This window comes from Streptomyces sp. NPDC048288 (assembly GCF_043201555.1).
Lineage (GTDB): Bacteria > Actinomycetota > Actinomycetes > Streptomycetales > Streptomycetaceae > Streptomyces.
In genome coordinates this window covers 30,054-51,758 of the sequence record NZ_JBICZD010000016.1, presented here as the reverse complement: position 1 = coordinate 51,758, position 21,705 = coordinate 30,054, and the positions used below count along the sequence as shown (strand labels likewise).

The 21,705-nt window shown below is 70.3% G+C and carries 20 protein-coding genes; 13 read left to right on the top strand and 7 right to left on the bottom strand.

What is annotated here, in order from left to right; translation table 11 throughout:
- Window positions 1-94: 94 nt before the first annotated feature.
- On the top strand, window positions 95-1,342 hold the full coding sequence (locus tag ACGFZS_RS42060) for a hypothetical protein (protein ID WP_393799592.1): 1,248 nt from the start codon (window positions 95-97) through the stop codon (window positions 1,340-1,342).
- 20 nt (window positions 1,343-1,362) lie between these two features.
- Here the strand turns inward: ACGFZS_RS42060 and ACGFZS_RS42055 are convergent, their stop codons facing one another.
- Window positions 1,363-2,292, bottom strand: a complete 930-nt coding sequence (locus tag ACGFZS_RS42055; RefSeq protein ID WP_393799591.1) for a phosphotransferase enzyme family protein — start codon at window positions 2,290-2,292, stop codon at window positions 1,363-1,365.
- Between the two features lie 508 nt (window positions 2,293-2,800).
- Between ACGFZS_RS42055 and ACGFZS_RS42050 the strand changes: the two genes are divergently transcribed.
- Window positions 2,801-3,031 carry a hypothetical protein gene (locus tag ACGFZS_RS42050; protein ID WP_393799590.1) on the top strand — a complete coding sequence of 77 codons (231 nt, stop codon included), beginning with the start codon at window positions 2,801-2,803 and terminating at the stop codon, window positions 3,029-3,031.
- A gap of 526 nt (window positions 3,032-3,557) precedes the next feature.
- Window positions 3,558-3,767 (top strand): hypothetical protein, encoded by a 210-nt coding sequence (locus tag ACGFZS_RS42045; protein ID WP_393799589.1) that lies wholly within the window; start codon window positions 3,558-3,560, stop codon window positions 3,765-3,767.
- A gap of 95 nt (window positions 3,768-3,862) precedes the next feature.
- On the opposite strand, the gene ACGFZS_RS42040 is transcribed toward ACGFZS_RS42045, so the two are convergent.
- The 5 genes from ACGFZS_RS42040 to ACGFZS_RS42020 form a co-directional block, all read right to left on the bottom strand.
- Entirely contained in the window at window positions 3,863-5,338 is a 1,476-nt protein-coding gene (locus ACGFZS_RS42040) for a sialidase family protein (RefSeq protein ID WP_393799588.1), read from the bottom strand.
- Between the two features lie 374 nt (window positions 5,339-5,712).
- Window positions 5,713-5,922, bottom strand: a complete 210-nt coding sequence (locus ACGFZS_RS42035) for a hypothetical protein (protein WP_393799587.1) — start codon at window positions 5,920-5,922, stop codon at window positions 5,713-5,715.
- A gap of 58 nt (window positions 5,923-5,980) precedes the next feature.
- Window positions 5,981-6,256: a hypothetical protein gene (locus ACGFZS_RS42030; protein WP_355721088.1), complete on the bottom strand. Its 276-nt coding sequence runs from the start codon at window positions 6,254-6,256 to the stop codon at window positions 5,981-5,983.
- Between the two features lie 774 nt (window positions 6,257-7,030).
- Window positions 7,031-7,255 carry a hypothetical protein gene (locus ACGFZS_RS42025; protein WP_393799586.1) on the bottom strand — a complete coding sequence of 75 codons (225 nt, stop codon included), beginning with the start codon at window positions 7,253-7,255 and terminating at the stop codon, window positions 7,031-7,033.
- 63 nt (window positions 7,256-7,318) lie between these two features.
- On the bottom strand, window positions 7,319-7,537 hold the full coding sequence (locus tag ACGFZS_RS42020; RefSeq protein WP_393799585.1) for a hypothetical protein: 219 nt from the start codon (window positions 7,535-7,537) through the stop codon (window positions 7,319-7,321).
- A gap of 265 nt (window positions 7,538-7,802) precedes the next feature.
- On the opposite strand from ACGFZS_RS42020, the gene ACGFZS_RS42015 reads away from it, so the two are divergent.
- The 7 genes from ACGFZS_RS42015 (at window position 7,803) to rho (ending at window position 17,052) form a co-directional block, all read left to right on the top strand.
- Window positions 7,803-8,339, top strand: coding sequence for a response regulator (locus ACGFZS_RS42015; protein ID WP_393799709.1), 537 nt, complete (start codon window positions 7,803-7,805; stop codon window positions 8,337-8,339).
- 114 nt (window positions 8,340-8,453) lie between these two features.
- The gene (gene nrtL, locus ACGFZS_RS42010) at window positions 8,454-9,491 is read left to right on the top strand and encodes an ArgS-related anticodon-binding protein NrtL (RefSeq protein WP_393799584.1); all 1,038 of its coding nucleotides are present in this window, start codon (window positions 8,454-8,456) and stop codon (window positions 9,489-9,491) included.
- A 19-nt stretch (window positions 9,492-9,510) separates the two neighbouring features.
- Window positions 9,511-10,902 (top strand): diaminopimelate decarboxylase, encoded by a 1,392-nt coding sequence (lysA, locus tag ACGFZS_RS42005; RefSeq protein WP_393799583.1) that lies wholly within the window; start codon window positions 9,511-9,513, stop codon window positions 10,900-10,902.
- A gap of 134 nt (window positions 10,903-11,036) precedes the next feature.
- Window positions 11,037-12,329 (top strand): homoserine dehydrogenase, encoded by a 1,293-nt coding sequence (locus ACGFZS_RS42000; protein ID WP_393666781.1) that lies wholly within the window; start codon window positions 11,037-11,039, stop codon window positions 12,327-12,329.
- A 6-nt stretch (window positions 12,330-12,335) separates the two neighbouring features.
- Window positions 12,336-13,394 carry a threonine synthase gene (thrC, locus tag ACGFZS_RS41995; protein ID WP_393666779.1) on the top strand — a complete coding sequence of 353 codons (1,059 nt, stop codon included), beginning with the start codon at window positions 12,336-12,338 and terminating at the stop codon, window positions 13,392-13,394.
- 299 nt (window positions 13,395-13,693) lie between these two features.
- Window positions 13,694-14,623 (top strand): homoserine kinase, encoded by a 930-nt coding sequence (thrB, locus tag ACGFZS_RS41990; RefSeq protein ID WP_393799582.1) that lies wholly within the window; start codon window positions 13,694-13,696, stop codon window positions 14,621-14,623.
- 404 nt (window positions 14,624-15,027) lie between these two features.
- The gene (gene rho / locus ACGFZS_RS41985; RefSeq protein ID WP_393799581.1) at window positions 15,028-17,052 is read left to right on the top strand and encodes a transcription termination factor Rho; all 2,025 of its coding nucleotides are present in this window, start codon (window positions 15,028-15,030) and stop codon (window positions 17,050-17,052) included.
- Between the two features lie 106 nt (window positions 17,053-17,158).
- On the opposite strand, the gene ACGFZS_RS41980 is transcribed toward rho, so the two are convergent.
- Window positions 17,159-17,689: a hypothetical protein gene (locus tag ACGFZS_RS41980; RefSeq protein ID WP_393799580.1), complete on the bottom strand. Its 531-nt coding sequence runs from the start codon at window positions 17,687-17,689 to the stop codon at window positions 17,159-17,161.
- 404 nt (window positions 17,690-18,093) lie between these two features.
- On the opposite strand from ACGFZS_RS41980, the gene ACGFZS_RS41975 reads away from it, so the two are divergent.
- The 3 genes from ACGFZS_RS41975 to rpmE all read left to right on the top strand — a co-directional run bounded on the left by ACGFZS_RS41975 (window position 18,094) and on the right by rpmE (window position 21,660).
- Window positions 18,094-19,926: a trypsin-like serine protease gene (locus tag ACGFZS_RS41975; RefSeq protein ID WP_393799579.1), complete on the top strand. Its 1,833-nt coding sequence runs from the start codon at window positions 18,094-18,096 to the stop codon at window positions 19,924-19,926.
- A 228-nt stretch (window positions 19,927-20,154) separates the two neighbouring features.
- Complete coding sequence (locus ACGFZS_RS41970) at window positions 20,155-21,270, top strand: LCP family protein (RefSeq protein ID WP_393799578.1); 1,116 nt, start codon at window positions 20,155-20,157, stop codon at window positions 21,268-21,270.
- Window positions 21,271-21,435: 165 nt separating this feature from the next.
- Complete coding sequence (gene rpmE, locus ACGFZS_RS41965; protein ID WP_030672379.1) at window positions 21,436-21,660, top strand: 50S ribosomal protein L31; 225 nt, start codon at window positions 21,436-21,438, stop codon at window positions 21,658-21,660.
- Window positions 21,661-21,705 lie beyond the last annotated feature (45 nt).

Below are 21,705 nucleotides of genomic sequence, written 5' to 3'. Positions count from 1 at the left end.
TCGCGTAGCCCGAGGCTGGAGTCAGCCGCGGTTGGTACGCGAGTTGCGTCAGGCTGCGGTGCGCCGTGGCCATCAGCTCCCGTCGGACGCGAGCGTGAAGCGTCGTATTGCCAGCTGGGAGAACGGGCACAGCGTGCCGGACGCCTTCTACGGTCCACTGCTGTGCGAGGCGTACGACGTCAGCGCCGTCGAGCTGGGGCTGAACCACGAAGGCGAGCGGGACACGGGCCTCTTGGACGCCAGCTATCCGGGAAGCCCCGAAGGCGCCATCGAAGCCGTCGGTCAACTGTGGCGCGCCGATCTCAACCGGTACGAGCCCCTGCTACAGGCTGAACCGTCCGAGCCGGCGTGGAACGAAGCCTCGCTCCGGTGGTTGGTCGCGCCCGAGCCCGCCGTTCCCCGGCAGCGTCGGGACGGGATGCACGTCGGTCTCGGAGACGTCGCCGCCATCAAGACCACCGCCGACATGTTCGCTCAGTTGGACGACCGATTCGGTGGCGATCACGCCCGGCACGCGGCCATCCAGTACCTCAGTACCGAAGTGACGCCCCTGCTGCGCGGCCAATACACCGAGCAGGTCGGACGGACCCTGTTCTCGACCGTCGCGGAGGCAACGCTCCTGGCCGGTTGGATGTCCTACGATGCCTGCCGGCACGGCTTGGCACAGAGATATTTCCTTCAAGCTCTCCGGTTGGCCCAGGACGCCAATGATCGCCGGCTCGCCGGAAGCATCTTGTCGGCGATGAGCCACCAGGCGACGTTCCTCGGTCGCTACACCCAGGCCGCCACACTCGCCCGCGCGGCTCTCATGGGGATCTCCCCGGTAGCCACACCGACACTGCGCGCCCAGTTCCACGTGATGGAGGCCCGCGCGCTTGCTCGGACCGGCGATGTACGGGCATGTGAAGCCGCATTGAGCGCGGCCACGAAGTCCCTGGAGAGCAAGAACAGCGACGACGAGCCCGAGTGGATCAGCTACTTCGACGAGGCTGAGCTTGCGGCCGAGGCCGCTCACTGCTTCCGAGACGTCAACAGCGCCCGGCAGGCCGTCGCTCACGCCGAAAACGCCATGAGTGGCATCCATGTGCGGAGCGACTTCTTCGCGACGATGGTTCTGGCCGATGCCCACCTACGTGCCGGCGACGTAGAAGAAGCCTGCCGTGTGGCCCTCGATGCGCTGGACCTGGGGGAGCAGCTCAAGTCGGCCCGCTGCATCAGCTACCTTGCCGAGTTTCGGCAGAACCTCGCGCAGGTTGGCGAGAGCGCGGACGTGCAGATCTTCACCGACCAGGCCAGAGAGCACCGGTTGTGGATCGCCTCGGGTGATCATGTCGGTGTCTGAGAGGCCTACTCAGCAGGTGCTCAGAACGGGCCCCATTCGTCTCGCCCCTCCCCGGTCCGAAGGGACCGTACCCGACGAGCGAATTCCGCCGAGGCCGAGTCGCTGGTCGTGACCTGGTGCCCGAGCCAGGCGACCATCATCAGTTCGCGCAGGTCAGCGAGCGTCTCATACCCGGGCCAGTTCATCAGGTCGAAGCCGTACCGGTGCACGAAGTCCGCGTACTCCGCCTTGGTGTGCCAGCCGTACCGGTCGTAGAACATCGCTGTCTGGATCAGATCCCACTCACGCGGCGCGAGGGCGAAGCCGTCCAGGTCGATGAGCACCGCGTGCCCGTCCCGATGCCGAAGGATGTTCCCGATGCTGGCGTCGCCGTGGATCATGCCGAAGGGGAGAACGAAGTCCAGCCGGTCGTACTCCTTGGCGAGTCTGGCCGCTCGCTCATCGAGGAACGTCCGGTCCTCATCCGAGATACCGGCCAGCCCTTCGAGGGACGCCGCCACCTTGGCCAGCGGATCGAAGTACGGCAGACCGAGGGATTCGGGTTCTTCGAACCAGTGCAGACGGCGGAGCAGGTCGGCCAGTTCGGCGACCGTCGCGTACTCCTCGCGCTCCTGGACGCTCTCCCAGAAGGTGACCACTCGGCCGGCGATGACAAGTGGCTGGGCTGTCGAGGCCGGCACGCGCATGGCCGGGAAGTCCTGTGTCTCCAGCCACCGGGCCACGCCCACAGCCCGCTCCATCTCCGCCCGGACCGATGGATCACGCGCGATGCGGACTATGACGGGTAACGAGGCGAGGCGGTAGACCGCATTCGAACCGAGGCGCAGCAGCTCGGCGCCGCGGGAGTCGAGTCCGGCCGTCGCGCAGGCCTCTTGGACTACGGGCTCCAGGCCCTCCGCCGTGAACTCCGTGCCGCCGCCGTCAGGTCCCCCGCTGCTGCCCGAGATCATGTCTCGACCATACGGGCCGGACCCAGCGCCCGACAGGCTGCCTACGTAATAGGGGCGTAATGATCTTGCTCGACCCTCAAGCAGCTATGTCCTCCGCCGCAGGTCAGGCCAGCGGTGGCCCACCAGCCCTACCTGGCCTCCGGAGCCGTGTGCGCAGGTTCGAATCCTGCCGGGGGCACTCGCCGGACCACCTACCAAAACTGGTACGTGACCAGGGCGGATGCCGACAGAAGAGGGCGGGAGTCAGTCTCACTGACTCCCGCCCTCTCTTGTTGTCTCTCACTGCGTGGTCAATGACCTAAACCGATCGAAACAGTGGCAGCACGCCTACCTCGAAGAGTGCGGCGCCATTTCAGTCGCCATCGAGATGGGCTTTTGGGTGTCGCGCCACCGCACCCGCACCCGACAGTAATGTCACCCGAACGGCCTAACATGACGTGTCGCCCACATGGATGAACATCAAGCTGAGTGGTGTCCTAACCGAGGCAATCCGTGAAAGGCGAACCATATGCGCATTCGACGAATCCTCGCCGCCGTCATCGCCACGGCAGCCCTCACCGGACTCGGCCTCACAGGCACCGCCAGCGCCATAACCACCACCGCCACAACCGCCACCCCCGCCAGCCTCACCCCGGGTGAGTGCGAGCAGGGCGGCGGAACGGTCGATCGGTCGCACACGTCCGCGGCCGGGCTCCCGACCTGCAAGGGCGGCAAGTTCAACGGGCAGGATGTCGACTAAACCCCACCAGGCGCCCCGCGGCCACGCGCTGCGGGGCGCTCCCATGCGAGCGTAGGCGGGAGAGTCGCAGGTACGTGCCGACCCATAAGAGCGGTCTCACCCGCCGCCGGGGTGTCGTCCAGCTTGTGTCCGAGGCGGTACAGCACGTTCTCCAGTCCTGCGCGGCTTTGAGGTCGGCCGGCGGATCGTCGTCTGCATTCGCGGGAACGATCCCCGGCTGCAAGCGTATTTGCGGCAGAATTCGAACTCGAAAGCCTCGCCCCGGCGCATTGCCTGCCGCGGTTCCGAGCTTCGGTTTTCGGCGAGTGTGAGCTCGCCTGCGATGTTCTTCCGCTTGGCGCGCGGCCGTGGCCGAGGGGGACGTATTGCCCGATCCGCAAGTCGAGGTGGCTGGAGCAGGGGCGCGGTACCGCCCCGCGCCCGGTAGCGGTGTCACCCGAATGGCCCAACGTGACGTGCCACCCACTTGGGTGAAGATCAAACTGGCTAGTGCCCCGACCGAGGCAATTCGTGAAAGGGGAACCACATGCGCATTCGTCGAATCCTCGCCGCCGTCATCGCTACGGCAGCCCTCGCCGGAGGCGGCCTCGCAGGCGCTGCCAGCGCCACCGCCGCCACGGCACAGGGTGCCTCGTCCTACGTCACCCCTTCTCAGTGCAAGCAGGGCGGCGGAACGGCCGATCTGGCGAACAACGTCTGCAAGGGCGGTTCGCACGACGGGGAGACGATCGACTGAAACCCACCAGGCGCCCCGCGGCCACGCGCTGCGGGGCGCTCCCGCGCGACTGTGAGCGTGGTCCGAGTCGGTACACCGCCCGGCGTCCGCGTCGGTCAGGGGGTGCGGAGGCTGCTGGTGTACACGTCCGTGCGGTTGTTCGGGGTGCCGGAGTTGGTCATGGTGAGTACGGGCCGTACTCCCTTGCCGTCTGCTGCCAGGCCTTGGTAGTCGCCGAGGAAGTAGCCCCCGGAGAACGGTGCCTGGAGCCAGTCGAAGACCCGGGAGATCCGTCGTTCGGTCCGGAGTTTCGGGTTTCCGTGCCGGAGCGTGGCCAGTTGGTAGGCGGTGGGGAGGGTGGTGGTGTTGCCGGGCTTGAGGAAGCGCAGGTCGTAGTAGGTGAGCGCGACCGTGCCCGCCTTGGTGACCGCGATCGACGGGGAGAAGGCCGGAACGTTCTTGGGGCTGATCAGCTCCGGGGTTCCCCAGGTGCGTCCGCCGTCGGTGGACCGTACAAGCTGGACGGAGTCGAACTTTCCGCCGGAGAAGTCCGCGCCCTCGTAGGCCATGTACAGCGTGCCTGTCGTGGGGTCGACGGCCGGGCTCGGCAGGGTGGTCCCGTCGCGCAGCGGTTTGGCGGGGTCGTTCGGGTCGACCTCCGGTACGGAGGTGTCCCGGGCCACGGTGACCGGGGCGCTCCAGGTCGCTCCGGCGTCGGTCGAGGTGACCATCTGGTAGTGGGCCTCGACGACGGTGGTCAGGTCGTCGGCGTAGGTGATCCGGTCGAAGAAGTCGTACAGGGTGCCGGTGCGCCGGTCGACGACGATCTGGTGGCCGATGGTCTGGGTGTCGGGCACGGCGCTGGTGTCGACGAACCGGCGGGCCTCGCTCCAGGTGCGGCCGCCGTCGCGGGTGAGGGAGATGTAGCCGGGGCCGTCGAGGGAGCTGGGGCCGGGCGGGTCGTTGTCCAGGCGGTTCCAGACCTGGTAGGCGGTGCCCTTGCGGACCGGGTCGGCGGTGAGTGAGGGCTTGTCGTTGAAGAACGGCTGCTCGTCGACGTGCGTGGTGGTGAGGTTCCGCCACGTGCGGCCGCCGTCGCGGGAGGTGGCGGCCAGGAGGGCGGTGCGCGTGCTCTTCGTGAAGTCGACGCCCTCCCCGCCGGCGTAGACCGTGCCGTCAGGGCCGGTGCTCACCCAGGGGTCGGTGGCCCGTTCGTAGTCCGCGCCGCCGGGGGCGCACAGGCTGAACGGCAGCGTGCTCCGGTGGAAGGTGCGGCCGTCCGTGGACCAGCCGGCCACCAGGCCGCGGGCGCCGCCGTCGTTCCAGCGGTCCTGCTGGAACACGGTGACCACGCGCCTCGGGTCACGCGGATCGACGGACAGGTACGGCTCGACCTCGGTGCCCGGGTAGACGACGCTGTCGGCGGACCTCGCTCCGATGGCGCACTTCGCGTACGGGTCGCCGTGGGACACCTTGACCAGCACCGGTGTGCCTTCGGGGTTCCGTTCCGCCGCGGCGGGAGCCGTGCCGGTGACCGTGACGAGCAGCAGCGTGGCGGTGGTGACGGCGGTCAGGGGCAGGCGGACGCGCATGCGGGATCTCCTCCGGGCCTGTCGGCCTGCGTACGGGTCCGCCGTCATCGGGGCGGGCCGGGGCGCGGAGGTGTACCGCCGGAACGCGAGGGTGGGGCGACTCCGCCTGGTCCTGGTCCTTTTCGGCGCTGCGGCCGGTGCCCTTGATGGGCCGAACGACGGAGTCGTCGCCGGGGTCGTCCCTCGGGTCGTTCCCCGGGGTGTCGCCTGGGTTTTCCGCCGGGTTGTCCGCCGGGTTGTCCCCCCCCGGGTTGTTCAGGAGCGCGGCGTCCCCGGGAAGGAGAGGCGGGCGCGGGCGGGCCACTCGGCGGTGGACCGGGTGCCGTCACTCGACTCCCGCCCGCGCTGGGGTCGCCCTGCGGCGCGGCGACCGGTCAGGTGATCGCCTGCGCGGTCCCGTCGGGCAGCGAACAGACGTAGCCGGCGTAGGGGCGTGCGACGACCTGTCCGCCGGCGGCCGTGCAGTCGTCTCTGGAGATGTTCGGAGACGAGGCAGCGGCCCCGGCGCTGGCAGCGCCGACGGCGCTCACGCCGGCAAGGGTTGCCGCGGCCAGGGCGAGGCCCAGGATTCTTCGTACGCGCATGACTTCCTCCTCCTCTTGGGCGCCGCGTCCGGGCGGTGAGTGCCCGGGGGCGGAGCGGCTAACGCGGTTCGTGGGCCGCGGCCCGGCAGGCCGCGGTCGCGGCGCCGCCCGCCACACCGGCCCCGGTCAGCCCGGTCACACAACTCTGCAGGTCTCCGACCACGCCACGGCCGCAGGCCGCGGTGACGGAGTCGGAGGCGGTGGCACCGGCCAGTTCGGCCATCTTCGTGCAGGCGGGGATGTCCGCCCGGGCCGCGGGAGCGGCGAGCACCACCCCGCCGAAGGTGAGGGTCAGGCCGGTGACGGCACCGGCGATACGGGTCGACGTGCGCATGGGACGCACCTGCCTTCCGGGCTGGTCGCGCGCTCCTGGCCCCGGCGGGCCGGATCCACGCGGTACGGCCGCCTGGCGACGCTCGGTGAGTGGTGCCCGGCCGGTGGGTTCACCGACCCACCGCACGATTCCGGGCCGCCGCAGTCGTCGATCCGTACCGGAACAGGGGCGCCAGGCCGAAGAAGAGGGCCCCGGACCGGATGAGACGCACGCGGACCGCCACTCGCCGGTCCCTCACTCCAGCGTCGCATCCTCTTGCCCGCCCGTCCTGGGGGCTTGGCCGGCATGCTGATGGTCATGACCATGCACCGAAAGGCCGATGCCGCGTAGGCGGCCCGGCGTGCAGCGCGCCGAACAAGAACCTCGCGTCGAGTGGAGCGTGCCGCCAGGCCGCATCCACGGTCTCTCCGCCCGAACCAGCGCCGCGATCGATCGGATGGAGCGGCTCTCGGGCGACTACATGGAGCGGCTCTCGGGCGACTACTACGTATATCCCGGTGCCACCGACCGCGCTCTGCGGCGGTATCGGGCCTTTCTGCGCGTACCGGGGCGACGTCCTCTCTACCCGCAGGATCCGGAGTGCTCGTGCCGGGGCTGTTCCTTCGACGATGTACCGTGCGTGTGCTGGACGACAGGTATGTGACGCGTACGCTGCCGGATCCGTTCGCCGCTGACCGGCAGTGGGGTTCCGACCGGTGGTGGAGGCGTCGGCTGGCCGGCGGGTAGGAGGCTCGCCGCGCAAGTCCCCGCCACCCCCTCCGATGTGACGGCATGTCAGTCGTCTGTCTCCGGCCCCCAACGCTCCGGCCCCACCCCGCGCCAATCGATCCACGGCGCTTCCGCGACCTCCGCCGGGTCGATCTCCAGTCCGGCTCGGCGGAGGAACTCGGCGAGGTCGGTGGGGTTGTGGGCGAGGCCGAGGATCTCGCCGTCGACGCGTACCCGGCGGCCGCCCGTGGGGGACGGGGGATGCACGATCACGCGTATCGGTCCGGCCATGCCCTCAGGATCTTCCGGGACGTACGGTCCCGCACTCCGGCTTGTCATTCGGGGACCCCTGATTCAGTGTCCGGACGGCGGGACGTGCCCCGGGTGTCGCAGCTCCCACCATGCCGCGGGGCCCGGTCGCCGTTGCTGCCAGTAGGGGTGGAAGAACAGCTGGGTCGACAGCCGATGCAGCCGTCGGCGCAGCTCGGTGCGGCCGGGCCGCTCGGCGAGCTGCCGGTAGGTGGCGCTCCATTCCTGCTGCGCCCGGGCCAGGTCGGCGGGAAACGATCGCATGCCTGAATTCAAGCACGTGTTCGATTTATGCGTCCATCGGCGCCCGGCCGAGTGCGGTGGCGGTGGCTCGGGCGAACGCGTCCGGGTTGTCCAGCGTGATGTTGTGGCCGCAGTCGGGGATCGGGACCACGGTGACGCCGGACGCGGTGAGGATCTCGGTGCCGGGGAGCGGAGCATCGGCTTCCGGATCGACGGCGGGATCGACGGCGGGATCGACGGCAAGATCGGTAGAGCGGGAGGCCGGCCGGTCGGCCGACCGGTGGGCGTGGCTCGCCCGCGCGAGGTGGAAGTCCGGAAAACCCGGACGCGATGGCCGGTCCGGACCTACTCTCGAGTTGTGCCAGGCGCGTCGGGGCGGGTGCTTGTTGTGGACGACAACAAGGTCATCCGACAGCTGATCAGGGTCAATCTCGAACTGGAGGGTCTCGAGGTCGTGACCGCGGCCGACGGTGCCGAGTGTCTGGAAGTCGTTCATCGGGTACGGCCCGACGTGATCACCCTCGATGTGGTCATGCCCCGGCTCGACGGACTGCGGACGGCCGCCCAGTTGCGTGCCGATCCACGAACCCGTGATCTTCCGCTCGCCATCGTGAGCGCCTGTACGCAGTACGAGGTCGAGACCGGCCTCGACGTCGGCGTCGACGCGTTTCTCGCCAAGCCCTTCGAACCGGCCGAACTCGTCCGCATGGTGCGGGAGTTGATGGAGCGGCGGACAGGGCGGCAGGAGCGCGCGCACGAGGGGGAGGACGGCGAGGTCGAGTACTCCGGGGAGCGGGCCGGGGGCAACCCCGTCTACCCGTGACCGGGGGAGTGCCGTAGAGCCGCCCGTCACAGAGTCCTGGACACACCGTCCACATGCCGGACCGTCCCCAAACCGACTCGCCTACCCACCCCCCTCCTCCCCTACGCTTGTCCCGTGACCCCCGTCGAGCTCTCCCGTACCGTGCTGCGCGCGGTACGTCGTGCTGTGGACGACGGGGAGCTCAGCGTCAGCGTGCCGGAGTGGGCCGCGGTGACCCCGCCGGGGCCCGGGGGCTGCGGGGACTACGCCACGAACATCGCGCTGCGGCTCGCCCGGCCGGCCGGGCAGCCGCCACTGCGGGTCGCCGAGATCCTGCTGCCCCACCTCGCGAGCTGCGCCGGCGTCGACGACGTCGTCGTCACCGGACCCGGGTTCCTCAACATCAGCCTCAGCCCCGCCGGGTCGCCGACGGCCACCCTGGTCGCGGAGATCCGCGCCCTCGGGCCCCGCTACGGCCACGGCGACGCCCTCGCCGGGCAGGTGGTCGCGCTGCGGGTGCCGTACGAGATCCGGGCCGAGGTCGTCGCCGACGCCGTGGTGCGGATCGTCGCCGCGCAGGGCGGGCGCGGTGAGGTCGATCACGGCGACCCCGTGAACCTGCGGCCCGTACCGGCACCGGAGGACCCCCTGCCGCTCGGGCCGGACGCCGCCCAGTGGGCCCTGCTGCATCCCGCCGCCCACGACCGGCCCCGGATCACCGCCGACCACCTGGTGCAGCGGGAGAGCAACCCGCTGTTCCGGGTGCGGTACGCCCACGCCCGCACCCGCGCCGTCGGGCGCGGCGCCGGACGGCTCGGATTCGCTGCCGCCCCCGGAGACGCGGTACACGGCGACGCCCTACCTGGCGACGCCGTACCTGACGCCGTACCTGACGCCGCACCTGGTGACGGCACGAGCGCCCTGGTCACCGCCCTCGCCGACTACCCCCGCATCCTCACCGCCGCGGCCACCCACCGCGCCCCCGACCGGCTCGCCCGGCACCTCGTCACCGTCGCGGATGCCGTCCTGCCGTATCTGACGACCGTGCTGCCCCGCGGCGACGAGAAACCCTCGGCCGCCCACCGTGCCCGGCTCGCCCTCGCCGAAGCCGCCGGGACGGTGCTGGCCGGCGGCCTGTCCCTGCTCGGCATCGACGCACCCGATCACCTCTGAAGAGAGCGCCAGAAGAGCAATGAGCCGTTCCGCACACCCCGCCGGGCCCCGGCACGCCGATGTCCTTCCCGAGGGCCACTACGCCGCTCCGCCCACCGACCTCAACGCCCTCGACCCCAAGGTGTGGGCCCAGACCGTCAGCCGTGGCGAGGACGGTGTGGTCACCGTCGGCGGTGTCGACGTGAAGACCCTCGCCGAGCAGCACGGCACCCCCGCCTACGTCCTCGACGAGACCGACTTCCGCGCCCGGGCCCAGGCCTGGCGCGGCGCCTTCGGCCCGGACGCCGACGTGTTCTACGCGGGGAAGGCGTTCCTGTCCCGTGCCGTCGTGCGCTGGCTGCACGAGGAGGGGCTCAACCTCGATGTGTGTTCCGGCGGCGAGCTGGCCACCGCGCTGTCCGCCGGCATGCCCGCCGACCGCATCGCCTTCCACGGCAACAACAAGTCGACGCACGAGATCGAGCGGGCGGTCGACGCCGGTGTCGGGCGGATCGTGCTCGACTCCTTCCAGGAGATCGTCCGCGTCGCCCACATCGCCCAGTCCCGGGGCGTGCGCCAGCGCGTGCAGATTCGTATCACCGTCGGCGTCGAGGCCCACACGCACGAGTTCATCGCCACCGCCCACGAGGACCAGAAGTTCGGGATCCCACTGGCGGGCGGGCAGGCCGCCGAGGCCGTGCGGCGGGCGCTGCAGCTCGACGGGCTCGAACTGATCGGCATCCACTCGCACATCGGGTCGCAGATCTTCGACATGTCCGGGTTCGAGGTCGCCGCGCACCGGGTCGTGGGGCTGCTGAAGGACATCAGGGACGAGCACGGCGTGGAGCTGCCGGAGATCGACCTGGGCGGCGGACTCGGGATCGCGTACACCAGCGACGACGACCCGCGCGAGCCGCACGAGATCGCCAAGGCGCTCACCGAGATCGTGTCGCGGGAGTGCGAGTCCGCCCGGCTGCGCACGCCCCGGATCTCGGTGGAGCCCGGGCGGGCCATCGTCGGGCCGACCGCCTTCACCCTCTACGAGGTCGGCACCGTCAAGCCCCTCGACGGGCTGCGCACCTACGTCTCCGTCGACGGCGGCATGTCCGACAACATCCGGACCGCGCTCTACGACGCCGAGTACAGCGTCGCTCTCGTCTCGCGGACCAGCGACGCCGAGCCGATGCTCGCCCGCGTCGTCGGCAAGCACTGCGAGAGCGGGGACATCGTCGTGAAGGACGCGTTCCTGCCGGGCGACCTGGCACCCGGTGACCTGATCGCCGTACCGGCGACCGGCGCCTACTGCCGCTCCATGGCGAGCAACTACAACCATGTGCTCCGGCCGCCCGTCGTCGCGGTGCGCGACGGCGAGGCCCGGGTGATCGTCCGCCGGGAGACGGAGGAGGACCTCCTGCGTCTCGACGTCGGCTGACACGGGCGGAAGATCTCCGGTCTTCCGCCTCCCGAAAATGAAATAGATGTCTCACGATCCGGACGAAGGGTAGAAACTGCCGTCCAGTGAGTGAGACTGGTCCAACCGTAGACGGTATGAGGAAACGAGGTCGGATGATGCGTACGCGTCCGCTGAAGGTGGCGCTGCTGGGCTGTGGGGTTGTCGGCTCAGAGGTGGCGCGCATCATGACGACGCACGCCGACGACCTCGCCCAGCGGATCGGCGCCCCGGTGGAACTCGCCGGGGTCGCCGTGCGGCGGCCGTCCAAGGTCCGTGAGGGCATCGACCCGAACCTGGTCACCACCGACGCGACCGCCCTGGTCAAACGCGGGGACATCGACGTGGTCGTCGAGGTCATCGGCGGTATCGAGCCCGCCCGCACCCTGATCACCACCGCCTTCGAGCACGGCGCGTCGGTCGTGTCGGCCAACAAGGCGCTGCTCGCCCAGGACGGCGCCGCCCTGCACGCGGTCGCCGAGCAGAACGGCAAGGACCTCTACTACGAGGCCGCCGTCGCGGGCGCGATCCCGCTGATCCGGCCGCTGCGCGAGTCCCTCGCCGGCGACAAGGTCAACCGGGTGCTCGGCATCGTCAACGGGACCACCAACTTCATCCTCGACAAGATGGACAGCACGGGGGCGGGGTACCAGGAGGCGCTCGACGAGGCCACCGCGCTCGGGTACGCCGAGGCCGACCCGACCGCCGACGTCGAGGGCTTCGACGCCGCCGCCAAGGCCGCCATCCTCGCCGGGATCGCCTTCCACTCGCGGGTCCGCCTCGACGACGTCTACCGCGAGGGCATGACCGAGGTCACCGCCTCCGACTTCGCCTCCGCCAAGAACATGGGCTGCACCATCAAGCTGCTCGCCATCTGCGAGCGCGCCGGCGACGGCGGCTCCGTCACCGCGCGCGTGCACCCCGCCATGATTCCGCTGACCCACCCGCTCGCCTCGGTGCGCGGTGCGTACAACGCCGTCTTCGTCGAGTCCGACGCGGCCGGCCAGCTGATGTTCTACGGGCCCGGCGCCGGCGGTGCGCCCACGGCCTCCGCGGTCCTCGGCGACCTGGTCGCCGTCTGCCGCAACCGGCTCAGCGGGGCAACGGGGCCCGGCGAGTCGGCGTACGCCGCCCTGCCCGTCTCGCCGATGGGCGATGTCGTCACGCGCTACCACATCAGCCTCGACGTCGCCGACAAACCGGGTGTTCTCGCCCAGGTCGCCACCGTGTTCGCCGAGCACGGGGTTTCCATCGATACGGTTCGGCAGACGGGCAAGGACGGCGAGGCCTCCCTCGTCGTCGTCACCCATCGGGCCTCCGACGCCTCCCTGTCCGGGACCGTCGAGGCGCTGCGCAAGCTCGACACCGTGCGGGGTGTCGCCAGCATCATGCGGGTTGAAGGAGAGTAACCAGCAATGACCCACCAGTGGCGCGGAATCATCGAGGAGTACCGGGACCGGCTGCCCGTCTCCGACACCACGCCGGTCGTGACGCTCCGCGAGGGCGGCACGCCCCTCGTGCCCGCGCAGGTGCTCTCCGAGCGCACGGGCTGCGAGGTCCACCTCAAGGTGGAGGGCGCGAACCCGACCGGGTCCTTCAAGGACCGCGGTATGACCATGGCCATCAGCAAGGCCAAGGAGGAGGGCGCGCAGGCGGTCATCTGCGCCTCCACGGGCAACACGTCCGCCTCCGCCGCCGCGTACGCCGTGCGCGCGGGCATGGTCTCGGCCGTGCTCGTCCCGCAGGGCAAGATCGCGCTCGGCAAGATGGGCCAGGCGCTCATCCACGGCGCGAAGATCCTCCAGGTCGACGGCAACTTCGACGACTGCCTCACCCTCGCCCGCAAGCTGAGCGAGAACTACCCGGTGGCGCTGGTCAATTCGGTCAACCCGGTGCGCATCGAGGGCCAGAAGACGGCCGCCTTCGAGATCGTGGACATGCTCGGCGACGCGCCCGACATCCACGTCCTGCCGGTCGGCAACGCGGGCAACATCACCGCGTACTGGAAGGGGTACAAGGAGTACGCCGGTGACGGCATCTCCGCCAAGACCCCCCGGATGTGGGGCTTCCAGGCCTCCGGCAGCGCCCCGATCGTGCGCGGCGAGGTCGTCAAGGACCCGTCGACCATCGCCACCGCGATCCGGATCGGCAACCCCGCCTCCTGGCAGTTCGCGCTCGCGGCCCGGGACGAGTCCGAGGGCCTCATCGACGAGGTGACGGACCGTGAGATCCTGCGCGCCTACCGGCTGTTGGCCGCGCAGGAGGGTGTTTTCGTGGAGCCCGCCTCCGCCGCCTCCGTGGCCGGTCTGCTGAAGGCCGCCGAGCAGGGCAAGGTCGACCCCGGCCAGCGCATCGTCTGCACGGTCACCGGCAACGGCCTGAAGGACCCCGACTGGGCCGTCGCCGGCGCCCCGCAGCCGGTCACCGTGCCGGTCGACGCGGCCGCCGCGGCCGAGCGCCTCGGGCTCGCCTAGAGAACCGCTCAAGGGGTACTCGAGACGTACTGCAGGAGTACCCCAGGAGTACCTCGGAGGCAGGGAGTGCGAGGGCACTCCCTATGAAGGGGGCACAGGGGGCTTACGACACGCATCGTGCGCCTCCTGTGCGCCCTATGTCGCCACAGAACCTTCCTTCGATAGGCTGTACCGAACCCGCCCGCTGCATATGCCTCCGCATATGGCGCGGTGCCGCGCCGTCTCCACGGCCCGAGGGTCATCACGTACCTATCGAGTGTCATTCGACCATCACGCAGCTCAAGGAGAGTCATCGAGCGATGGCCGGTCCAGCGTTCCGCGCCGCCGCCGTCCGGGTGCGCGTCCCCGCCACCAGCGCCAACCTCGGCCCGGGCTTCGACGCCCTGGGCCTCGCGCTGGGGCTCTACGACGACGTCGTCGTCCGGGTGGCCGACTCAGGGCTGCACATCGACATCGCGGGTGAGGGCAGCGAGACGCTGCCGCGCGACGAGAGCCACCTCCTCGTCCGCTCCCTGCGCACCGCCTTCGACCTGCTGGGCGGACAGCCCCGCGGCCTGGAGATCGTGTGCGCCAACCGCATCCCGCACGGCCGCGGCCTCGGCTCCTCCTCCGCCGCGATCTGCGCCGGCATCGTCGCCGCACGCGCCGTCACCATAGGCGGCGAGACCCGGCTCGACGACGGCGCGCTCCTGGAGCTGGCGACCGAGATCGAGGGCCACCCCGACAACGTCGCGGCCTGTCTGCTGGGCGGCTTCACGCTCTCCTGGATGGAGTCCGGCGCCGCCCGGGCGATCAGGATGGAGCCCGGTGATTCCATCGTTCCGGTGGTTTTCGTGCCCGGGAAGCCGGTCCTCACCGAGACCGCGCGCGGACTGCTCCCGCGCACCGTGCCGCACGTCGACGCCGCCACCAACGCGGGCCGTGCCGCCCTGCTCGTCGAGGCCCTCACCCGGCGCCCCGAGCTGCTGCTGCCCGCCACCGAGGACCGTCTCCACCAGGAGTACCGCGCCCCCGCGATGCCGGAGAGCGCGGCGCTGGTGGAGCGGCTGCGCGCCGACGGGATCCCGGCCGTGATCTCCGGCGCCGGCCCCACCGTGATGGCGCTCGCGGACGCCGAGAGCGCCGACAAGGTGCAGGCCCTGGCCGGTGCGGACTGGGCCGCCAACCGCCTGGACCTGGACCTGTACGGCGCGAGCGTGCTGCCGCTCGCGCCCTCGAGTGACATGTGACGCGCACGATTGCCGGATTTGGAGAGGGGGAATGTTTGTTGGATCCGGTAGTGTTAACCTCAAGTCTGCACCCGACCCCACCATGGCGAGGTGCTTCGTGTCCCCGTCCGGGACAGACATTCTTCCGGGAGTCTCCCAAGCCACTCAGCGTTTCGTACGTCGTACATGGGCAGTACGCCGTACGCCGACACTGAGCGGGCCGCTGGGCACGCTCCGGAATTGGTGCGACCACGCCTCGTGACACCGGGTGCCACGGCTGCGGAAGCGCCGTCATCAGAAATTCTCTCCGCCGCTTTGGCGGACCACCGCCCCGGCACGGTCCACACAGCAAGGACCGAAAGCCGGACAGCACAACCGGTCGCCGAGCCAGACAGGCCGACGTCCGCTCCAGGGAAGGACCCTTCGTGAGCGACACCACCGATCTGATGGGCGCACGTGTCGAGGAGACCGCTGCCGCGCCCGCCACGGACGCCTCCGCGCCTGCCACCGGTGCCGGCTCCCGGCGGCGCCGCGGTACCGGCCTCGAGGGCATGGTGCTGGCCGAGCTTCAGCAGGTCGCATCCGGCCTCGGCATCAGGGGCACCGCGCGGATGCGCAAGAGCCAGCTGATCGAGGTCATCAAGGAGGCGCAGGCCGGCGGGGGAGCCCCCGCCAAGGCCGAGACGGCCACCGAGACCAAGCCGAAGCGCCGGGCCACCTCCAAGGCCCGTACGGGCGAGGACGCCGCCGAGAAGAAGGCGGAGCAGCCCGTCGCGGCCCCCGCCGAGCAGGCCGTGGCCCAGCAGCAGATCGAGATCCCCGGCCAGCCGGCCAGCGAGGACGCGCCGGCCGAGCGCCGCCGTCGCCGCGCCACCGCCGAGGCGGGCAGCCCCACCGCGAACGGCGCGGACACGATCGTCGCCGAGGCGAAGAGCGAGCCGAAGGCGGAGACCCCCGCCGCGCAGCCGCAGCAGGGCGAGGCCAAGGGCGACGCCGGTGACGGCGAGGGCCGCGGCCGCCGCGACCGCCGTGACCGCGGCCGTGACCGCGACCGCCGCAGCAAGGGCGACGAGCAGCAGGGCGGCGGCCAGGGCGGCCGCCAGGACCAGGGCGGTCGCCAGGACCGGCAGGACCGCCAGGACCGTCAGCAGCCGCAGCAGCAGGGCGGCGGCCGTCAGGACCGCAACACCGGTCCGCAGGACGACGACGAGTTCGGTGACCGCCGTGGCCGTCGCGGCCGGTACCGGGACCGCCGTGGCCGTCGCGGCCGTGACGAGATCGGCGGCGCCGAGCCGCAGGTCGCCGACGACGATGTCCTGATCCCCGTCGCGGGCATCCTCGACATCCTCGACAACTACGCGTTCATCCGGACCTCCGGCTACCTGCCCGGTCCGAACGACGTGTACGTCTCCCTCGCCCAGGTCCGCAAGAACGGCCTGCGCAAGGGCGACCACATCACCGGCGCGGTCCGCCAGCCCAAGGAGGGCGAGCGGCGCGAGAAGTTCAACGCGCTGGTCCGCCTCGACTCCGTCAACGGCATGGCGCCCGAACACGGCCGTGGCCGCCCGGAGTTCAACAAGCTGACCCCGCTCTACCCGCAGGACCGCCTCCGCCTGGAGACGGACCCGGGCGTGCTGACCACCCGCATCATCGACCTCGTGTCGCCGATCGGTAAGGGCCAGCGCGGTCTGATCGTGGCCCCGCCGAAGACCGGCAAGACCATGATCATGCAGGCGATCGCCAACGCGATCACGCACAACAACCCCGAGTGCCACCTGATGGTCGTCCTGGTCGACGAGCGTCCGGAAGAGGTCACCGACATGCAGCGGTCGGTCAAGGGCGAGGTCATCTCCTCGACCTTCGACCGCCCGGCCGAGGACCACACCACGGTCGCCGAACTGGCCATCGAGCGGGCCAAGCGTCTGGTGGAGCTGGGCCACGACGTCGTCGTGCTGCTCGACTCGATCACGCGTCTGGGCCGTGCGTACAACCTGGCGGCTCCGGCCTCCGGTCGCATCCTGTCCGGTGGTGTCGACTCGACCGCCCTGTACCCGCCGAAGCGCTTCTTCGGTGCGGCCCGCAACATCGAGGACGGCGGCTCGCTGACCATCCTCGCCACCGCCCTGGTGGACACCGGGTCCCGCATGGACGAGGTGATCTTCGAGGAGTTCAAGGGCACCGGCAACATGGAGCTCAAGCTCGACCGGAAGCTCGCCGACAAGCGCATCTTCCCGGCGGTGGACGTGGACGCGTCCGGCACCCGTAAGGAAGAGATCCTGCTCGGTGCCGAGGAGTTGGCCGTCGTCTGGAAGCTGCGCCGGGTGCTGCACGCGCTCGACCAGCAGCAGGCGATCGAGCTGCTGCTCGACAAGATGAAGCAGACGAAGTCGAACGTCGAGTTCCTGATGCAGATCCAGAAGACGACGCCGACGCCCGGCAACGGCGACTGAGTGCTGTCGTCAAGGCCGTAAAGCAGGGAAAAGGGCCGCCCTCCGCAAGCAGCGGAGGGCGGCCTTTTATTTGTGCGGCGATTCCGGCCCTGTCGATCCGGTTCCTTTACCTCTGCTTTTCGAACGATCCGGTGGAGGGAGCCACGCACGGGACGACATCCGATTCCTCGCCCGCCGCCGTACCCGCCTCACAGAGCCGGCCGCCCTTCGCGCGCAGGCGCTCGTCGATGTGGCCGAGGGCGTTCAGGCTCCTGCGCACCTTGGCGGGGGTGGGGTCCGGGACCGCCTGCAGCGCCTGGATGACGCGCTGTTCGTGCTGGACGCTCGCGCACCGGTCCCGGTCGCTGAGCCTCGCTTCCGTAGGCGCGGCGGGCTCGGTCGGTTCCGTCGGGGGAGTCGCAGTGGGGGCGAGGCCCTGCCCCTCTTCAGGCTCGGTGGTCGAGGAACACGGCTGCGCGACCTCGTCGAGCATCGCCGCGAACGCCGCCGCCCGCTCGGAGGTCGACCGCCCGGCGCTCCCGCTGTCACCCGACCCGTCGGTTCCGCAGCCGGCCAGGGCCAGTGCGGCGAGGGCGGCGACCGCGAGGGTGCGTCGGGGGCGGGTGAAGGCGCTGACGGGAGCAGTGATCGGTGTCATGCGCGCAGTCTCCGGCCGCCGCCCCGCGCCGCGCATGAGTGCGCGTACTCATCCGCACAGGCGGGGCTTTACCTGCCCCATAAGAAGCGGACTGGGTATTCGGTGCCCGCGGCGCGCGCGGAATTCCGGTATTCGCATGCGCCGCGCGAGCCGAACTCCGCATCGGCCTGCCCCGGGGACCGGGCGCCTACGGCCCGCTCCACGCGATGCCGTGGGGGAAGGCGGCCGGAGGAACCGCGCGGCGGTCCCGCGGACGCGCGGCCCCGGTCAGCGCGGAGCAAAGAACGGGACCGCACCCGGCAAGACGCGGGGGGTGGCCCTTCACGTTTCCTTCTGCGATGTACGATCGCGCCCTTCGGTCAATTGACCGATTCACGAACTCCTGATCCCGAGGGGGGACTTAGGTGGGTACACCCACGTCCGGGAGCGGTCGGCACAGACGCCGGATACGTTTCGCTCTGCCCGTCGCCGCGGCCGGAATCGCCGCCGCCGTCACGGCCGCACTGATCTCGACGTCCGCCAGCGCGGCCACCCAGCCGGTGCCGACGGCCAAGGCGGCCGTCAGCACGCCGTCGCAGGCCACGCTGAAGCAGCGCGCCGCCGCCGCCGTCGCCGCCGTCGACGGCGACACCACCACGAAGACGTCGAGCAGCGGTTCCGCCGTCTCGCCGAAGATCATCGGTGGCGGTACGACCGCCATCTCCTCGGCGCCCTGGATGGCCCAGCTCTGGTACTACGACGACAAGGGCACCACCAGCACCAGCGACGACGTCGGCTTCTTCTGCGGCGGCTCGGTCGTCTCGCCCACGAAGATCCTCACGGCCGCACACTGCGTCAAGGGCTTCAAGTGGAGCACCACCCAGTCCGTGGTCGTCACGGGCACCGCCTCGCTGCCCACCACCAACAGCGACGGCACGGCCAACCTGCACGGCGGCACCGTCTCCGCCGTCCTGCGCCAGTGGAACCACCCGTCGTACACCGTGTCGACCCGCGGCGTCCCCAACAACGACGTCGCCGTGCTCACCCTGGCCGCCCCGGTCAAGGCCACGCCGATCCGGCTGACGACCAACACCGACACGACCTCGTACAAGGCCAACACCAGCGCCAAGGTGTACGGCTGGGGCCGCACCAGTTCCACCTCGGACGACATCTCCGAGACCCTGAAGACGGCCACGCTGCCCGTCCAGTCCGACACCACCTGCACGGGCGCCTACGGCAGCGACTACGTCAAGGGCCACATGGTCTGCGCCGGCAAGGCCGCCACCGGTTCCGACACCGGCACCACCACCACCTGCAACGGCGACTCCGGCGGCCCGCTGGTCGTCGGCGGCCGGATCGTCGGCGTGGTCTCCTGGGGCGTCGAGGACTGCGTCGCCAAGGGCGCCTACCCGGTCTTCACGAAGGTCAGCGCCTACGTCGGTGCCGCCTACGCGCAGATCACCGACGCCAACCTGAGCCTGTTCAACAAGCTCAACGACGGCAAGGCCGACCTGTTCGCGCGCAAGTCGTCCACCAAGGTCGGCTACGAGCTGGACTCCAAGGGCACCTCGCTCGCCGCCCGCGCCTCCTGGGGCGATTTCACCGGCGTCAACGTCATCCTGCAGGCCGACCTCAACCGCGACGGCTTCCAGGACCTCGTCTACCGGGTGGCCTCCAGCGGTGACGTCTACTGGTGGCACTTCGTGCTGAACAGCGACCAGACCGACGGCACCTGGACCGATACGAAGATCTTCACCAACTGGAAGACCCGCAAGGCCATCGTGGTCCCCGGCGACCTCACCGGTGACTACCTGCCGGACGTCCTCTCCGTGGACTCCAGCGCGGTGATGTGGCTGTACCCGGGCAAGGGCAACGGCACCTTCGGCGCCCGCGTCAGGATCGGCACCGGCTGGAGCCAGTACAACCAGCTGCGCGGCGTCGGCGACTTCAACGGCGACGGCAAGGCCGACCTGCTGGCCCGCAAGAGCACCGGCGGCGACCTGTACCTGTACAAGGGCACCGGCAAGGCCGGCACCGGCCTCTTCTCGGCCCGGGTGAAGGTCCGCTCCGCCTGGACCGGCTTCAACACCCTCGCCGCGGTCGGCGACATGACCGGCGACGGCAAGGCCGACCTGCTGGCCCGTACGACCGGCGGCACGCTGTACCTCTACCCGGGCACCGGCAAGGGGACCAGTGAGATCTTCGGCACAAGGAAGTCGCTCGGTACCGGTTTCCAGCAGTACGACATCTTCGGCTGACATGGCTGGTGAGCGGGGGTTCGCCCCACTTGCCCGATGACTCCCGGTCACGCAGTGTGCCCACCGCTCCACGCGGTGGGCACACTGCGTTGTGCAACCCTTTCCCGAGTTTCGCCGTCTGACCAGGCGGAGTGACGATGGTCCGGTACGTGCCGATGATCCGGGTACGCCGGACCCGACCCTGAAAGCAGGGGTGTACCGAGCAGTCGCAGGAGAACAGAGGAGCCCATGTCCGCGGAGAGCACGCCCGGTCCGGGCATACCCGGGCCCGGCACGAAGGCCAGGAACCACCGCAAGCCCCGAGGGGCGGGCCGCAAGGCGCTTCTCGTCACGGCCTGGACGGCGGCGGGCATCCTCGTGCTGGGCGGCACCGGCGTCGGTTACCTGTACTTCAAGCTCAACGGCAACCTGAAGACCGTAGACATCAACCAGGCGCTCGGCAGCGACCGGCCCACCAAGGTCGACAACGGCTCCGAGAACATCCTGGTCCTCGGCTCGGACTCGCGGTCCGGCGCCAACAAGAAGCTCGGCGGCGGCGCGGACGACGGCAGCGCCCGCTCCGACACGGCGATGATCATCCACGTCTACGAGGGCCACAAGAAGGCCAGTGTGGTCTCCGTCCCCCGGGACACCCTGATCGACCGCCCGTCCTGCACCGACGCGCGGGGCGTCAAGCACTCCGCCGCGACCGGCGTGATGTTCAACTCCGCCTACTCCACGGGCGGCGCGGCCTGCGCGGTCAAGACGGTCGAGTCGATCACCGGCATCCGGATGGACCACTACCTGGAGGTCGACTTCTCCGGCTTCGAGAAGCTCGTCGACGAGCTGGGCGGGGTCGAGGTCACCACCACCAAGGCCATCGACGACCGGGAGAGCCACCTCGACCTCAAGGCCGGCACCCACACGCTCGACGGCGCGCAGGCGCTCGGCCTGGTCCGCACCCGGCACGGCGTCGGCGACGGCTCCGACCTGGGCCGCATCCAGCTCCAGCAGGCGTTCGTGAAGGCCCTGATCAACCAGGTCAAGCACGTGGGCATCTTCACCAGCCCCAAGAAGCTGTACGACCTGGCCGACACCGCGACCAGGACCGTCACCACCGACTCCGACCTGGGCTCGGTGAACTCCCTGATCGACTTCGCCGACGGCCTGAAGTCCATCAGCGCCAAGAACATGCACATGGTCACCATGCCGGTCGAGTACGACCCGTCCGACCCGAACCGGGTCATCGTCGCCGAGGCGAAGGCGAAGCTGGTCTGGAAGGCGCTGGAGAACGACGCGCCGATCCCGGCGTCCGCGACGAAGGGCACGGCGACGGGCCAGGCCAAGGGCGTCGTGACGTCGTAGTCCGGCCGCCCGGCGAGCCCCCGCCGGCCCGCGGGGAATAGATCACCGCACCCCTCGGTTTGGGGGGATGCGGTCAGTGCTGGCAGACTGATACGTCGGCCCCGGTTCACGCCCCGCAAACCCGCGAAGGCGACCCGGTGCCCTCCCGAAATCTAGGAGAATCCCTTGAAGCGCGACATCCACCCCGAGTACGTCGAGACGCAGGTCAGCTGCACCTGTGGCGCGTCGTTCACGACTCGCAGCACCATCCAGTCCGGCACCATCCGTGCTGAGGTCTGCTCCGAGTGCCACCCGTTCTACACGGGCAAGCAGAAGATCCTCGACACCGGTGGCCGTGTGGCCCGCTTCGAGGCCCGCTTCGGCAAGGCTGCCGCCGGCTCCAAGAAGTAGCGAGCCCTCTTTCGCCGGTCCACGGCCACGCCCCCGTGAGGGGTG

What these genes read in the sequence shown, in the direction of transcription:
- ACGFZS_RS42035 (WP_393799587.1), bottom strand. Translation starts at nt 5,922, where the DNA reads ATGCGCGTACGAAGAATCCTGGGCCTCGCCCTGGCCGCGGCAACCCTT.
- ACGFZS_RS42040 (WP_393799588.1), bottom strand. Translation starts at nt 5,338, where the DNA reads ATGCGCGTCCGCCTGCCCCTGACCGCCGTCACCACCGCCACGCTGCTG.
- ACGFZS_RS42000 (WP_393666781.1), top strand. Translation starts at nt 11,037, where the DNA reads ATGATGCGTACGCGTCCGCTGAAGGTGGCGCTGCTGGGCTGTGGGGTT.
- ACGFZS_RS42030 (WP_355721088.1), bottom strand. Translation starts at nt 6,256, where the DNA reads ATGCGCACGTCGACCCGTATCGCCGGTGCCGTCACCGGCCTGACCCTC.
- lysA (WP_393799583.1), top strand. Translation starts at nt 9,511, where the DNA reads ATGAGCCGTTCCGCACACCCCGCCGGGCCCCGGCACGCCGATGTCCTT.
- ACGFZS_RS42050 (WP_393799590.1), top strand. Translation starts at nt 2,801, where the DNA reads ATGCGCATTCGACGAATCCTCGCCGCCGTCATCGCCACGGCAGCCCTC.
- ACGFZS_RS42020 (WP_393799585.1), bottom strand. Translation starts at nt 7,537, where the DNA reads ATGCGATCGTTTCCCGCCGACCTGGCCCGGGCGCAGCAGGAATGGAGC.
- thrC (WP_393666779.1), top strand. Translation starts at nt 12,336, where the DNA reads ATGACCCACCAGTGGCGCGGAATCATCGAGGAGTACCGGGACCGGCTG.
- ACGFZS_RS42045 (WP_393799589.1), top strand. Translation starts at nt 3,558, where the DNA reads ATGCGCATTCGTCGAATCCTCGCCGCCGTCATCGCTACGGCAGCCCTC.
- ACGFZS_RS42025 (WP_393799586.1), bottom strand. Translation starts at nt 7,255, where the DNA reads ATGGCCGGACCGATACGCGTGATCGTGCATCCCCCGTCCCCCACGGGC.
- thrB (WP_393799582.1), top strand. Translation starts at nt 13,694, where the DNA reads ATGGCCGGTCCAGCGTTCCGCGCCGCCGCCGTCCGGGTGCGCGTCCCC.
- ACGFZS_RS41970 (WP_393799578.1), top strand. Translation starts at nt 20,155, where the DNA reads ATGTCCGCGGAGAGCACGCCCGGTCCGGGCATACCCGGGCCCGGCACG.
- ACGFZS_RS41980 (WP_393799580.1), bottom strand. Translation starts at nt 17,689, where the DNA reads ATGACACCGATCACTGCTCCCGTCAGCGCCTTCACCCGCCCCCGACGC.
- ACGFZS_RS42055 (WP_393799591.1), bottom strand. Translation starts at nt 2,292, where the DNA reads ATGATCTCGGGCAGCAGCGGGGGACCTGACGGCGGCGGCACGGAGTTC.